The organism is Marinobacter sp. 1-3A (assembly GCF_016597775.1).
GTDB lineage: Bacteria > Pseudomonadota > Gammaproteobacteria > Pseudomonadales > Oleiphilaceae > Marinobacter > Marinobacter xiaoshiensis.
Window position 1 is genome coordinate 134,470 of record NZ_VCGZ01000006.1, and the last position, 14,007, is coordinate 148,476.

Here is a 14,007-nt window from a genome sequence, read left to right on the forward strand (position 1 = left end):
ACTACCGGAATAACCACGGGATATGTGAATGAAACGGGTCCGAAGTACACTCCAAGCATCACCTTTGCGCTCAGCCATCCTTGCCGTCTGTTTCATCTCATTCCCCGGTTTGGCTTTCGCCCAGGATAACCCGGGAGACGACACCCAGGTACTGGAAGGCATTCAGGAAGGTGAACGCATTGAAATCACCCTGCCTGACCCGGAAAAACAACTTCCCCTGGACGATCTGCGCAAATTCACCGAGGTTTTCAGCCGCATCAAGGCAGCCTACGTTGAAGAAGTAGAGGACCGCCAACTGCTGGAAAGCGCAATTAAGGGCATGCTCTCCGACCTCGACCCGCACTCCACCTACCTGGCCCCAAAAGACTACGAAGAGCTTGAAGAAAGCACTTCCGGCGAGTTTGGCGGCCTGGGCATTGAAGTGGGCATGGAAAATGGCTTTATAAAGGTTATTGCCCCCATTGATGACACACCCGCTCAGCAAGCTGGTGTTCGGGCCGGCGACCTGATTATCAAGCTTGGCGAAAAGCCCGTAAAAGGCATGAGCCTGGAAGAATCCGTTCAACTTATGCGGGGCAAGCCTGGCACCGTCCTCACGCTGACCATTATGCGAGAGGGGCAAACCGGCCCCATAGAGATCGATGTTGAGCGCGCGGTTATCAAGGTAACCAGTGTAAAGAGCCGCATGATCGAAAACGGATACGGCTACGTGCGGGTGACCCAGTTCCAGGCTGAAACCGGCGGACAGTTTACGAAAGCCCTGAACAAACTGAAGAAAGAACACGGCGGTGATCTGGACGGATTGGTACTGGACCTTCGCAACAATCCCGGCGGTGTATTGCAGGCGGCCGTAGCAACCGCTGATGCCCTGCTGGACGAAGGATTGATTGTATACACCGAAGGCAGAATTCAGAGTTCCCGCCTCCGCTTCAGCGCCAAAGATGGCGACGTGATGGCTGGCACCCCCATTGTTGTGCTGATTAACGGCGGCTCGGCCTCTGCATCTGAAATTGTTGCCGGCGCCCTGCAGGATCACAGGCGGGCTGTCATTATGGGCACACAGTCCTTTGGCAAAGGCAGCGTTCAGACTGTTATCCCACTGGATGAAACTCACGCCATCAAAATGACAACGGCGCGCTATTACACCCCTGACGGTCGCTCCATACAGGCCACCGGCATCAAGCCAGACATCGAAGTAAAGCCGGCCGAACTGAAAGAACTGGATAGCCGCCCATTTTTTACCGAAGCGGATCTGAGCGGACACTTGATTGGTCAGGACGAAGAAACGGAAGGCAAAGGCAAGCAGTCGGAGGGTGAAGACCAACCTGGTTCTATTGCCGACAGGGATTATCAGCTACGCTCAGCACTCAATCTGCTGAAAGGGCTGAACATTCTGAACCGCAAGGGAGCTGACGCAGCACAGTGAAGGCACTCTCTACTCGAGCCCTGGCGACTTCAACTCTGCTGAGGTTTGCATTGGCTTTATTGGCAAGCATTACTGCCAGTAAAGCAGCTGCAGATCCTGCCCCGCAGGGTGTTCCGCCAACTATTGCCATCATCATTGATGACATGGGGCACAACCTGCACGAGGGCGAGCGCCTGGCCAATATGGATCAGCCGCTTACCCTGGCGTTTCTGCCCTACCGGCGGCACACAGACTCCCTTGCGCGTTTGGCCCATAGCCAGAGCAAGGAGATCATGCTACACGCACCTATGGCCAACACCCGGAACTTTGGCCTCGGGCCTGGCGGTTTGACGCCAGACATGGATGAGCCAGCCTTAACAACGACCCTGCGTCGGGCCTTGCAGTCCATCCCTTTTGTACAAGGTGTGAATAACCACATGGGCAGCTTGCTAACCCAGCAACTGAAACCCATGGATTGGGTAATGAAGGAACTGTATCGCTACCCGGTTTATTTTGTCGATAGCCGCACCATTGCCTCATCCATTGCGGGCGACGTTGCCGCGGCTTATCAGATTCCCACACTGACACGGGACGTATTCCTGGACCACGAGCAAACGGAAGAGTTTGTAGATCGGCAATTCAAGGAATTGATTCGGCAAGCGAAGGAAAACGGTAGTGCGATTGGCATCGGCCACCCACACACAGTGACTGTCGACTATCTGGAAAAGCATCTTCCCCTACTGGATGAGCAGGGCATCGCTATTGCTACCGTGAGCGGGCTATGGGCTATTCGCAACAACAACCAGAGAATGTTTGCGGTAGGCGAAAAGCAGACCATACGACCTGCTTTTGCCAAGAAAGACTAATCCCGGACTTCAATTCCTTGAGCCCTCATGAAGGCCTTTGCTTCGGGAATGGTGTACTCACCAAAGTGAAATATCGAGGCCGCCAGCACCGCATCTGCACCACCCTTGGTGACGCCATCTGCCAGATGCTGAAGCTCGCCAACGCCGCCCGAAGCGATCACAGGAACAGATACCGCATCACTTACTGCGCGAGTCAGGCCCAGATCAAAACCGATTTTGGTTCCGTCTCTATCCATGCTGGTAAGTAAAAGCTCGCCAGCACCCATTTCTACCATTTTGCGCGCCCATTCCACGGCATCCAGCCCTGTCGGCTTACGCCCACCATGGGTAAAAATCTCCCAGCGGGGCTCTTCGCCTTCAGCACTTACCTGCTTGGCATCAATCGCAACCACAATGCACTGGCTACCAAACCGCTCTGCAGCTTCTTTTACCAGCTCTGGATTAAACACGGCAGCCGTGTTGATCGCGACCTTGTCTGCGCCAGCGTTTAGAAGTTTGCGGATGTCCTCAACGGCACGAACACCACCACCAACGGTTAGCGGAATGAAGACTTCTGCTGCCATGCGCTCAACCATTTCATAGGTCGTATCGCGACTCTCACTGCTTGCGGTGATATCCAGAAAGGTGATCTCGTCGGCGCCCTGTTCGTTATAGCGGCGAGCCACTTCTACCGGGTCTCCGGCGTCCCGGATATCCACAAAGTTTACGCCTTTTACAACGCGCCCCTTGTCCACATCCAGGCAGGGAATAATGCGTTTTGCCAATGCCATAATATTTGCCCTAATCAGCCTTTCAGTGAGTCACAAAACGCCTGAGCTTCAGCAACATCCAGCGTGCCTTCATAGATCGCCCGGCCAGTGATCGCACCAATGATGCCCTTATGGGCAACTGGCGCCAAACGCCTAAGGTCATCCATATTGGTTACGCCACCGGAAGCAATTACCGGAACTCCACCTTCTTCAGCAAGAGCAGCCGTGGTTTCCACGTTTACGCCCTGCATCATGCCGTCGCGGTTGATGTCGGTGTACACAATTGATTCAACGCCATCGTTGGCAAATCGCTTGGCCAGATCAATAGCCATAACTTCGGAGACTTCGGCCCAGCCATCTGTAGCAACGCGGCCGTCTTTGGCATCCAGACCCACAATGATGTGACCAGGGAAGCGCTTGCACATTTCCGTCACGAATTCAGGCTCTTTGACCGCCTTGGTTCCAATAATCACCCACTGCACGCCGGCTTTCAGGTAGGCCTCGATGGTTTCTGCTGAGCGAATGCCGCCGCCAATCTGAATAGGCAAATCCGGGTATTTCCGGGCAATGGCCTTAACAATTTCCCCGTTAACCGGCTCGCCTGCAAAGGCACCATTCAAATCGACAAGATGCAAACGACGGGCTCCAGCCTCCACCCAGCGGGTGGCCATATCAACCGGGTCGCCACCAAACACGGTGGAATCTTCCATACGACCCTGGCGCAAGCGAACGCATCGGCCGTCTTTCAGATCAATGGCGGGAATAATCAGCATGTTCCGTTCCAATCAGTAAAGTTTTTGAGTAATTGCAGCCCCGCCCCGGCACTTTTCTCCGGGTGGAACTGCACTGCAAAAATATTGTTGCGCGCTACTGCCGCTGCCAAATCAACGCCGTAATGGCTGCGCCCGGCGATGTCTGCGTTAGCTTCTGCCTCAGCGTAATAACTGTGCACAAAGTAGAAGCGCTCGCCATCGGGAATACCCTGCCACAGAGGATGCTCAACCGTGTGGTAAACCTCGTTCCAGCCCATATGTGGCACTTTCAGGCGCTCGCCGTTTTCTACCAGGCTGTCGCCAAAATAGCGGACTTCGGAAGGAAACAGACCAATGCAGTCAACTCCGCCATTTTCTTCACTGCGGGACATCAGCGCTTGCATGCCTACGCATATGCCGAGAAACGGGCGGTCGCGGGAAACTTCGCGCACCAGTTCATCCACACCAAGCCGACGAATTTCTGCCATGCAATCACGAATGGCACCTACACCGGGCAGAATCACCCGGTCGGCTTCACGAATCTGGTCTGCGTTGTCGGTCACCAGAACTCTGGTATCCGGGGCAACGTGCTCTACCGCCTTGCGGGCAGAGTGAAGATTACCCATGCCGTAGTCTATGATGGCAACGGTTTTCATGGTCAGCTCTGTGTCCTTCAGTGGCTTGGAATGGCAGCTTACAGCGAACCTTTGGTAGACGGGGTAACACCCGCCATCGCCATGCGCTCATCCATTTCAACCGCCATGCGCAGAGCACGGCCGAATGCCTTGAACACAGTTTCGATCTGGTGGTGGGTATTCTTGCCGCGCAGGTTATCAATATGCACAGTCACCATGGCATGGTTGATAAATCCACGGAAAAACTCTTCGAACAGATCCACATCAAAGCCACCCACAACAGCCCGGGTAAAGGGTACTTCCATAATCAGGCCAGGGCGACCAGACAGGTCAATCGCAACCCGCGAAAGGGCTTCATCCATAGGTACATAAGCGTGGCCATAGCGGCAAATGCCTTTTTTATCTCCCACAGCCTGTTTGAACGCCTGGCCTAGAGTAATGCCAACGTCCTCCACTGTGTGGTGGTCATCTATGTGCAGATCGCCTTTGGAAACGATATCCAGATCCATCATCCCATGACGGGCAATCTGCTCCATCATGTGCTCCAGAAATGGCACTCCGGTATCAAATCTGGATTTGCCGGTGCCGTCGAGATTAATGTCGACAGTGATCTGGGTTTCAAGGGTATTTCGTTCTACCCGAGCCTTACGTTCGGCCATGGAGACTCCGTAGCAAATTAAGTGGCACAACGCCGGAAGATATCAATTCCGGGATTATACCTTTTATGCTCTCAGGAGTCCCATAACCGGGTTAATCGGTACAATAGTTTGCCTGACCAAAAAAAATCAGAAGGCTTTCTTCAGGTTGGCCATATAGGTATCCACCAGGCCGTTAAACTCATGTTTGATAACAGGGCTGATGGCCAGTTTTAAAAGCCCAGGCAGTGGCAGTGTCAGCTCAGCACTGGTCTGAAATTTGGCAGTGGTGGCAGTATCACCTTTAGCCTTCAGCACCCAGGACCCACGCACCACGCCATTACCCTCGCCTTTCACAGGCTCCCAGGTGATTTTCCCTGTGTCTTTATCTGAAACGTACTTGCTTGCGTACACAGACTGAATTGCGTGCTTGTCGATACCCACCTTTTCCATTTCCCAGCGGTAGGTGTTGTCACCCAGATCAGTGAGTTTATTCACTTTTGGAAAATGAGCAGCAGAGCGCGGCACATCTGCCAGCAGGTCGAACACCTCGTCATAACTGCCGGGTATTTCGAGCTCTCGGTTCAGTTCAATCGAAACAGTAATAGCCACAGCGAACTCCTTTTTATGGTTATTCAGTAATTTCAGCGCAGAAACAATGGGAGTATTTTGGCCTAACACTACGGCATTGTCATACTCCCACCCTGTTAATTTGTTAACCCTGCGTTATCCTTTAGCTTATTCGCATACGGATTCACCTTGAATCCTGAAAACTCTCGCAGCTAGTTCTCGCAACAAAAAGGACGCCCGAAACATGAAAGCCATACGTTATGTGCTGATCGCCATCGTTGCAGTTATTGTTCTCGCCATTGCCGCGATTGCTATAGCCATGGCTGTTATCGACCCGAACGATTACAAGCCGCAAATCGAAAAAGCTGTTGAGGATAACACCAACCTTGACCTCATTCTGGAAGGCGATATTGGCTGGTCTTTCATTCCTCTCGGGCTCGAACTGAACGATGTAGAAGCCACTCTGGATGGCCAGCGCTTCGTTGCGCTGAAGCAGCTGGTGGCGCAGATTGACCTCTGGTCTCTGATAGCCATGTCGCCACAGGTAGACACCTTCGTGCTCGACGGGCTAGAGGCCCATCTGAGCATTAACGAGCAGGGGGAAGGCAACTGGACTCGCATCATGCCTGAACCCGCAGAAGGCGATGCCAAGGGCAGACAGGACCTTACCAACACACCAGAGCAAACTGCCGCTGCAGATACCAGCGATGAACAAGGCGGCAAGGCCCTCAACTTCAATGTCGATAACGTGCAAATCAGCAATGCCCAGGTGCATTACAGCGATCTGAGCACCGGCCAGAAGGTGACTCTTGACGATTTTTCGGTAAACGCCAGCGATATCACTCTGGGCTCTGAGTTTCCGCTGGAAATTGGTTTTCGTGTAGAAACAGCCCAGCCACAATTCGCAGTGGATGGCAGCATCGAAGCCCGTCTTGCCGCGAACGAAGCACTGAACGATTTCGCAGTCTCCGGCCTGAAAGCAGAATTCAAAATGAACGGAGAGCCATTTGGTGGCAAATCCGTGACCGCCAAGCTGTCGGGCTCAGCGAACGCCAATCTGGAAAATGAAACTGCAACGCTAAGCGACTTTACCGCCAGCCTCGCAAATCTGACCCTGAACACGAACCTGGACGTTAAAGGCTTTGGCGCCAAGCCAGCCCTCAAAGGCACACTGGCCATCGATGAGTTTTCCCTTAAAGATCTGCTCGAAAACCTGGGGCAACCTGCTATTGCAACAACCGATGAAGCAGTTCTTCAGGCCATCGCGTTGTCCACCAATATCGGCGGCCCTGCAGGCAAGCCTGCGCTGTCTGACCTGATGATCAAACTGGATGACACCACCTTCAAAGGTTCAGGTAGCTACAACCTCGACAATGGCGGCATTGTGTTCAACCTTCAGGGTGACAAGCTCAACGCAGATCGCTACCTGCCTCCAGCCGTTGAGGGTGCTGAAGCAAAAAACAATGCACCTGCTCAAACCGCTGCCAGCGGCACGGAAGGCGACCTGCTGCCACTGGAAACCCTGCGCGGCCTGCTGCTGGATATCAACTTCGGACTGGGTGAACTGATTGTAAGCAACCTGAGCATCAATGAGATCAAAGCCAGTACAACCGCCAGCAAGGGCGTACTGAAAGTGGACGAGTTCAGCGGCAAACTCTATGAAGGTAGCTTTGGCGCAAATGCCACTATTGATGCCCGCACCGACAATCCAAAATGGACCATCAACTCAGACGTGAGCAATGTGCAAACGCTTCCTCTGCTGGCAGATCTTGCAGAAATCACCATGCTGTCCGGTGGCGCTAACCTCAAAGTGGATGCCACAACCTCCGGCAACCGCATCTCGGTATTGAGAGACAAGGCCGACGGCAAGATCAGTTTCAATCTTGCAGAAGGTGAATTCCGCAAAATGAACCTGACTCACCTGGCATGCCAAGGCATTGCTCTGGTCAACCAGGACCAGCTGTCAACGGATGACTGGGGCGACACCACGCCGTTCAACGACATGCATGGCGTTCTCGAGATTGATGGCAACGTATTCAATAATACCGATCTGGTCGCCTCGCTCGCCGGCATGAAACTGGAAGGCAAAGGCAACGTTGACCTGAAGCAAACCCTGGTCGATTACGAATTAGGCCTGAGAATTGTGGGCGATATCCACCGCGACAACGCCTGCCGCGTAACTGAATATGTGGAAGACGTGGTTATACCGGTGGAATGCCGTGGCGACTTCTCTGGCGGCGCAGCCAGCCTGTGCTCCTTTGATGGCTCACGCTTCCGCGATACGCTAAAAACCATTGCAGCCAATGCCGCGCGCAAAAAGGCCAATGAGGAAGTGGACAGGGCGAAGGGAAAGGCGGAAGAAAAAGTACGCGAAAAACTGGAAGAGAGTCTCGGAGAAGGGGCTGCCGATAAAGTAAAAGATACGCTCAAAGGCCTGTTCAAGTGACAGCAGACTGCTTCGCTGAAAATCTTCTGAAATGGTACGACCAACACGGCAGGCATGACCTGCCGTGGCACCACAACCGCACGGCATACCGGGTTTGGGTTTCTGAAATCATGCTTCAGCAAACCCAGGTAGCAACCGTTATCCCCTACTATCAAGCGTTCATGGTGCGCTTCCCGGATGTTCAATCTTTGGCGGAGGCGCCCACAGACGACGTACTCAGCCACTGGTCGGGGCTTGGCTACTACGCCCGCGCCCGCAACCTGCAAAAGGCCGCCCGCACCGTTATGGAAGATTTCGGCGGCACCTTCCCGTCCGCACAGGAAGAACTGGAAACCCTCACTGGCATTGGTCGCTCTACTGCCGCCGCTATCGTTGCCCAAGCGTATAACAAGCGTGCAGCCATACTCGACGGTAACGTAAAGCGGGTGCTTGCTCGCTACCACGCCGTTCCCGGCTGGCCCGGCCAAGCCTCAGTGCAAAAGCAGCTTTGGGTACACGCAGAAGCGCACACACCCAATGAGCGTGTTCGGGACTATACCCAAGGCATCATGGATCTTGGCGCACTGGTGTGCACGCGCACACGCCCAGCCTGCGAGGACTGCCCTCTGAAAAAAGGCTGCACGGCATACGCCAGAGGAGAAGCCACCCTCTACCCTGGCTCAAAACCGAAAAAAACGAAGCCGGAAAAAACCACCTGGATGGTAATACTTGAAGACCGGGATGGTCGCATACTGCTGGAACGCCGACCACCTAGCGGCATCTGGGGAGGGCTGTGGAGCCTACCTGAACTGGACCCGGCATATGGCGCAGATGAATTGCAGGATGCTTGTGAGAGAAGCCTTGGGGTTGATTGCACAGAGCCAGAGTTGATCGATGGCTTTCGTCACACATTTTCCCACTACCACCTGCACATTCAGCCCGCTCGGCTGAATGTAACCAGGCAAAACACCGTGAAGGACGATGCCCATCAGAAATGGCTGCACCGGCACGAAGCCCTGGCTCTGGGCTTACCAGCGCCAATCCGCACACTGCTCACCAGCCCGGAGCAGGTCAGTCTGCTGTGACGACAGCCCACACACTGGCTCAGCCAGTGCCATCTGTTATCATCCAACAACTTACCTTTGACATCAGGAGCGATCATGAGCCGCACTGTTTTCTGCCGAAAATACCAAAAAGACATGGAAGGCCTGAGCTTTCCACCCATGCCCGGCGCCAAAGGCCAGGACATTTTCGACAACATCTCCAAGCAGGCCTGGGAAGAATGGCAAAACGAGCAAACAATGCTCATAAACGAAAAGCACCTTAGCCTGATTGATCCAAACACTCGCAAATACATACAGGCGCAAATGGAGCACTTCTTTAACAACGAGCCTTACGACAAAGCTGAAGGCTACGTGCCACCAGAAAAATAACCCCGGTTTGGTCAAAGGCTGATCAACCCTGAAAAGATTCAGATATTTTTCCGGGCCGGCCTTGACTCACTACACCGAAACCGGTTTAATAGCGCCCCGTTGCATAGCAGTAAAGCAACTTGCCCGGATAGCTCAGTCGGTAGAGCAGAGGATTGAAAATCCTCGTGTCGGTGGTTCGATTCCGCCTCCGGGCACCATTAAGAATTCAGATGAAACCCGCCTCGTGCGGGTTTTGTTGTTTCTGTACATCCATTATTCGAAATACAGCCATCAGGCCGCAGAGCACACGCGGTTTCGCCCTCCGGCTTTGGCCTCATACAGCGCCTTGTCGGCCCGCTCGGCGGCGTCTTCAACCGATTCTGCAGCACTATTAACTTGTGCAACGCCCATACTTACCGTAATCCGAATGCTCACACCGTTGCCGACCTCGACAACGTGCTTTTCAACGCCTTGGCGAATGCGCTCAGCACAGCCTTCGGCCTCTGCGTGGTCGGCGCCGGGTAAAAGAATCATAAATTCCTCACCGCCAAAGCGGGCAACCAGATCTCTGTCTCGACTGAATTTCTGAAAAATACCCGCCATATCCTTCAAAACCAGGTCTCCGGCGTGGTGCCCGTAGGTGTCGTTGACTGCCTTAAAATGATCGATATCCAGGGCAATGACAGACACCTGCTCCCCTGTAGTTCTAGCCTGTTGAACCAGACACTCACCCTCAGTCATAAAAAACCGCCGATTATAAAGCTGAGTAAGTGGATCAGTGGCGGCCTGTCGTTTGAGTTCATCCTGCTGGGCCCGGATATCCTCCAGCACTTTAATCCGGTACGAAATGATGAACGCCAGCGTGATCGCTTCCAGCACAATGCCAATCCCGACACCGCGGCTATTGAGGTAGTTTGGCTCAATCAAACCCTTATAGAACAGCACCGCGAGGCCGTTGAATACCACAAAGAAACTGTGCCCCACGAGAAAGAATTTCGCCAAGGGGTGGCCTTTGCGTAATATCGAGAGGCTTACCGAAAAAGTGACTACCATCATTAGCGCAGCCAGGGTGCTTGCGGGTATTAAAGCCCCCTCAATATCAAACAGGCCGTAACAGAAGCCTGCAACGAGCAAAACCAGCAATCCCTTCAGAATTCGATGCTCGGTAACGTAAAACCCTCGAGTCTCGAAAATCACCATCATGAACAGCACAAGAAAAATCGGCATAGTAAATACCGAAAGGTTCAATATAAAAACGGCATCTCCGTATACGTTGAACGCTTTGGCAAGCAATCCGTAAGAAAGCGCTATCCAGATAACGCCAGATATCAGGTAGAGGGAGTAAAGTATGTTCTCTTTCTTGCTGGTGGCGAAGTAAAGCAGGCCGTTGTAGAACACCAGCGCCATCATCATTCCTACCAGCAGTGCGATGTCGAGATGGCCGCCAACCAAAGCCTTTCGCGAGTTCTTATCGTCATAAATTTCCGCCGCAAACCACTGATGGGAGTACAGATGACTGCGGATATAGAAAACCGTGGTTTCTCCTGCTGGCACCGAAAACGGATAGACGATTGTGCCCCGATACATCAGGGGGTTGTCGCTGGCATCGTTAAGATTAACCGTCGCCCGGCCCACCAAGCCTTGGGAACGCTCCTCATAAATATCTATTGCCCGCACCTGATAAGCCGCAGGCATGTGCAGAAACAGGGCCCTTGCCTCAAGCCCCGGGTTATGCAGCTCAATCCGGTGCCAGGTAACCGATGCCCCCGTGCCGAGCGTAGCGGTGCTGTTTGCGGGCTCGAAGGCGTGATTGCGGGCAGTTTCGTAATCAAGCGATTGCTCGTTATCCACGAAATAACCCACCGGAAAGTCCGCCAACCGGATCTCTTCACCACTCACATCCAGAGGCGGCGCTGCGTACCCCGCAAAACTCACAGCCCAAAGCAGAAGAATGTATAAAATTCCTCTGCCAGGTGTTTTTGTCGGTGCCCTTGGGGAAATCCGCATCATCCATTCACAACAGTAACTGGCCCCGTAGCATGCCGAACGACCTTTTCGCTGATACTGCCAAGCGTGAGACTCCGTAATAAAGAATGTCCTCGCCTCCCCAAAACCAGGTGGTCACCCGGATTACTTTCCAGGTAGTCGATAATTTCCTTGGCAGGGTCACCCCTGAGTAGCACTTCTACAGCTGGCTCAACAACGTCGCCGATAGCTTCCTTGGCAGCGGCAAACACTTCGCGTCCGTAGCTTTGCACCTCTGCATCAATATTCTCCGGCATTTTTCCACTAATTACCTTTTTTTCTATCCGGGCACTCGAAAACACCGTTAAGAGTTTGAGTGGCTGCCCCGTCGCCTTGGCTAGTAAAGCCGCCATTCTGGCCGCCTCCGCTGAGTGCTTTGAGCCGTCACATGCAACCACTATGCAGGCAGGATCTTTTGCCATGACACGTCTCCATTTCTATTGAGTACTCAATCACCATAGCATAGACCGCTTCTGGCATTGCCAAATGCCACAGGCCCTTGGCCCCGCGCCTAAAAACAACCAAGTGTCGCATTAGCACAAGCTTTTGTTTTGCTGCCACTGTAACTTCAAGCCATCAATAAAAATAATGAGGGTAGCAATGGCTGATCACTTTGTAGCTTTTTCCATTCCGTTTTTCTTGCTGTTTATAGGTCTGGAATCACTGTTTTTCTGGCGTAAAAACCGGACTTCGCTGCGTGTGAACGATAGCCTCACCAACATGAGTTGCGGAATAATCACGCTGATATTCGAACTGTTCACCAAGGGTGGCTTGTTCGTGATTTTTGCCTATCTGTCCAACAGGTTCGGCCTGTTTGAATGGAGCATGAACTCTGCGTTTACCTGGATTCTGTTTTTCTTCGTTTACGACTTCTTTTACTACTGGGGCCACCGACTGTCCCACACCATCAACTTTATGTGGAATGGCCACCTCCCTCATCATCAAAGTGAGGAATACAATTTTACGGTAGCCCTTCGCCAAGGCGCCCTGCAAGACACTTTGGTATTCCCGATTTTTCTTCCAATGGCATTTATGGGCTGCCCCATCGAAGTCTTCGCAACCGTTCTGTTGCTGAACAAGTTCTTCCAGTTCTGGATACACACTAAAGCCATTGGCAGGGTGCCGTTTATTGAGGGTATTTTAAACACGCCATCGGCTCATCGTGTACACCACGCGGTTAATCCACGGTATGTCGACAAAAACCACGGCGGGGTAATCATGCTTTGGGACAAGCTTTTTGGAACCTGGGCAGAAGAGCGGGATGACGAGCCCTGCATCTACGGCGTGCGTAAGCCCTATCGAAGCTGGGACCCGCTATACGCTCATGTTGACTGGTGGGCAAGGCTGTGGAAAGACGCAGTGAATACAGAAAAATGGAGCGACAAAATCAAACTCTGGTTCATGCCAACAGGCTGGCGCCCCGCGGATGTCACTGAAAACGATCCCTGGAAGCCCTATGATATTGAGAACTATAAAAAGTACGACCCGGAAGTAAACCTCTGGCAAAAAATTACGGCGATTGCCCTGTTTTTAGCCACTCTTCCTGTTATCAGCCATCTGCTTTTTGAGCAGTTCAGCTTGCCTCTGTGGAAAAAAGCAGCCCTGTCAGTGGTAGTAGTGGTCTGTCTGTATGCCTGCGCTTACCTGCTCAATGGCACCAAACGCAAATCTCTGGAGGGAATTACAACGAAGAGGACGAACGAAGAATTTTCGTAAAACAGCCCATCAGGCAGCTTTGCGAAAATCCTCCATCCGTAAACTCTTATCGCGGTTGCGGCGGTACTTGCTCTTATCTTCAACCACGCGCATCTGATACTTCGGGGTTTTGAGTTCCCGCTGCACCGCACTGTGCTTTGTAGGCATCGCCTTCTTTTTAGCCATAGTAATGTCTCCATTGGCAGTTATATTCAACTCGCCCATCATAGCACTTACCGATACATCAAAGAGCATAAGCAAAGACACGCATCCCACAGCACGCCTGCTCTAGGCCCCATTTCTGACACCCTAATCCGGCTCTGTCGTTAACAAAACTCAACAGAAGAAAATCCGCCCAACCATTACCCTTAGCGCCCTATTTAATTACCCGCTATTTGTAGAGGATTGCTAAACGCATATGAACAACACCGATCTGGTTTTCCAAAGCTACGGAAGGTGCTGCAACCGTGATGAGTTTTTCGTGGATTTTTACGACCATTTCATGTCGAGCTCGGATGCCATCAAGAACCGCTTTGTGAATACAGATATGCCCGCACAACGACACCTTCTTCGTCACGGGGTTTTGCAGCTGATTCTCACGTCTCGCGGCATGTCAGACCGCAAGCTCAGAGCGCTTGGCGAAAGCCACAACCGCTCAAACTTCAACATCAATCCCGAGTGGTATTCACTGTGGCTGGATGCGTTACTGAAAACTGTTCGCCTTCATGACCCGGAATACACCAGGGAGCTTGGGGAAGCCTGGAGAGAAGTGCTCACGCCTGGAATCGATCTGATTCGCGGCGCCTACTAAGGGCACCCGCTGATACTGCTTGATTCA

The 14,007-nt window shown here is 52.7% G+C and carries 15 protein-coding genes and 1 tRNA gene; 8 read left to right on the forward strand and 8 right to left on the reverse strand.

Annotation, left to right across the window (positions count from 1 at the left end; translation table 11 throughout):
* The first annotated feature begins 28 nt into the window (after window positions 1–28).
* Both FE848_RS11275 and FE848_RS11280 read left to right on the forward strand, forming a co-directional pair.
* Window positions 29–1,426, forward strand: a complete 1,398-nt coding sequence (locus tag FE848_RS11275) for a S41 family peptidase (RefSeq protein ID WP_265091918.1) — start codon at window positions 29–31, stop codon at window positions 1,424–1,426.
* 38 nt (window positions 1,427–1,464) lie between these two features.
* Complete coding sequence (locus FE848_RS11280) at window positions 1,465–2,271, forward strand: divergent polysaccharide deacetylase family protein (RefSeq protein ID WP_413785010.1); 807 nt, start codon at window positions 1,465–1,467, stop codon at window positions 2,269–2,271.
* Here the strand turns inward: FE848_RS11280 and hisF are convergent.
* The 5 genes from hisF to FE848_RS11305 all read right to left on the reverse strand — a co-directional run bounded on the left by hisF (window position 2,268) and on the right by FE848_RS11305 (window position 5,654).
* The gene (gene hisF, locus FE848_RS11285) at window positions 2,268–3,041 is read right to left on the reverse strand and encodes an imidazole glycerol phosphate synthase subunit HisF (RefSeq protein WP_200202907.1); all 774 of its coding nucleotides are present in this window, start codon (window positions 3,039–3,041) and stop codon (window positions 2,268–2,270) included. The genes FE848_RS11280 and hisF overlap by 4 nt on opposite strands.
* Window positions 3,042–3,055: 14 nt before the next feature.
* Window positions 3,056–3,793, reverse strand: coding sequence for a 1-(5-phosphoribosyl)-5-[(5-phosphoribosylamino)methylideneamino]imidazole-4-carboxamide isomerase (gene hisA / locus FE848_RS11290; RefSeq protein ID WP_200202908.1), 738 nt, complete (start codon window positions 3,791–3,793; stop codon window positions 3,056–3,058).
* Complete coding sequence (gene hisH / locus FE848_RS11295; RefSeq protein WP_200202909.1) at window positions 3,787–4,428, reverse strand: imidazole glycerol phosphate synthase subunit HisH; 642 nt, start codon at window positions 4,426–4,428, stop codon at window positions 3,787–3,789. The genes hisA and hisH overlap by 7 nt, the downstream gene beginning before the upstream one ends.
* 38 nt (window positions 4,429–4,466) lie before the next feature.
* Window positions 4,467–5,066, reverse strand: a complete 600-nt coding sequence (gene hisB, locus FE848_RS11300; RefSeq protein WP_200202910.1) for an imidazoleglycerol-phosphate dehydratase HisB — start codon at window positions 5,064–5,066, stop codon at window positions 4,467–4,469.
* Between the two features lie 126 nt (window positions 5,067–5,192).
* Window positions 5,193–5,654 carry an SRPBCC family protein gene (locus tag FE848_RS11305; protein ID WP_200202911.1) on the reverse strand — a complete coding sequence of 154 codons (462 nt, stop codon included), beginning with the start codon at window positions 5,652–5,654 and terminating at the stop codon, window positions 5,193–5,195.
* Window positions 5,655–5,856: 202 nt separating this feature from the next.
* Between FE848_RS11305 and FE848_RS11310 the strand changes: the two genes are divergently transcribed.
* The 4 genes from FE848_RS11310 (at window position 5,857) to FE848_RS11325 (ending at window position 9,667) form a co-directional block, all read left to right on the forward strand.
* On the forward strand, window positions 5,857–8,058 hold the full coding sequence (locus FE848_RS11310; protein ID WP_200202912.1) for an AsmA family protein: 2,202 nt from the start codon (window positions 5,857–5,859) through the stop codon (window positions 8,056–8,058).
* Window positions 8,055–9,122, forward strand: a complete 1,068-nt coding sequence (mutY, locus tag FE848_RS11315) for an A/G-specific adenine glycosylase (RefSeq protein ID WP_200202913.1) — start codon at window positions 8,055–8,057, stop codon at window positions 9,120–9,122. The genes FE848_RS11310 and mutY overlap by 4 nt, the downstream gene beginning before the upstream one ends.
* A 75-nt stretch (window positions 9,123–9,197) precedes the next feature.
* Window positions 9,198–9,470 carry an oxidative damage protection protein gene (locus tag FE848_RS11320; protein ID WP_200202914.1) on the forward strand — a complete coding sequence of 91 codons (273 nt, stop codon included), beginning with the start codon at window positions 9,198–9,200 and terminating at the stop codon, window positions 9,468–9,470.
* A 121-nt stretch (window positions 9,471–9,591) separates the two neighbouring features.
* Window positions 9,592–9,667, forward strand: a tRNA-Phe gene (locus FE848_RS11325).
* A 73-nt stretch (window positions 9,668–9,740) separates the two neighbouring features.
* Here FE848_RS11325 and FE848_RS11330 read toward each other — a convergent pair.
* Together FE848_RS11330 and FE848_RS11335 are read right to left on the reverse strand one after the other, a co-directional pair.
* Complete coding sequence (locus FE848_RS11330) at window positions 9,741–11,384, reverse strand: diguanylate cyclase (RefSeq protein ID WP_320159515.1); 1,644 nt, start codon at window positions 11,382–11,384, stop codon at window positions 9,741–9,743.
* A gap of 71 nt (window positions 11,385–11,455) precedes the next feature.
* Window positions 11,456–11,896, reverse strand: coding sequence for a universal stress protein (locus tag FE848_RS11335; protein WP_200202915.1), 441 nt, complete (start codon window positions 11,894–11,896; stop codon window positions 11,456–11,458).
* Window positions 11,897–12,074: 178 nt separating this feature from the next.
* Between FE848_RS11335 and FE848_RS11340 the strand changes: the two genes are divergently transcribed.
* Window positions 12,075–13,190 carry a sterol desaturase family protein gene (locus FE848_RS11340; RefSeq protein ID WP_200202916.1) on the forward strand — a complete coding sequence of 372 codons (1,116 nt, stop codon included), beginning with the start codon at window positions 12,075–12,077 and terminating at the stop codon, window positions 13,188–13,190.
* 9 nt (window positions 13,191–13,199) lie between these two features.
* On the opposite strand, the gene FE848_RS11345 is transcribed toward FE848_RS11340, so the two are convergent.
* A complete protein-coding gene (locus tag FE848_RS11345) occupies window positions 13,200–13,355 on the reverse strand; it encodes a hypothetical protein (RefSeq protein WP_200202917.1) in 156 nt (51 codons plus the stop codon).
* Window positions 13,356–13,587: 232 nt separating this feature from the next.
* Between FE848_RS11345 and FE848_RS11350 the strand changes: the two genes are divergently transcribed.
* Window positions 13,588–13,980 (forward strand): globin, encoded by a 393-nt coding sequence (locus tag FE848_RS11350; protein ID WP_200202918.1) that lies wholly within the window; start codon window positions 13,588–13,590, stop codon window positions 13,978–13,980.
* Window positions 13,981–14,007: the final 27 nt, after the last annotated feature.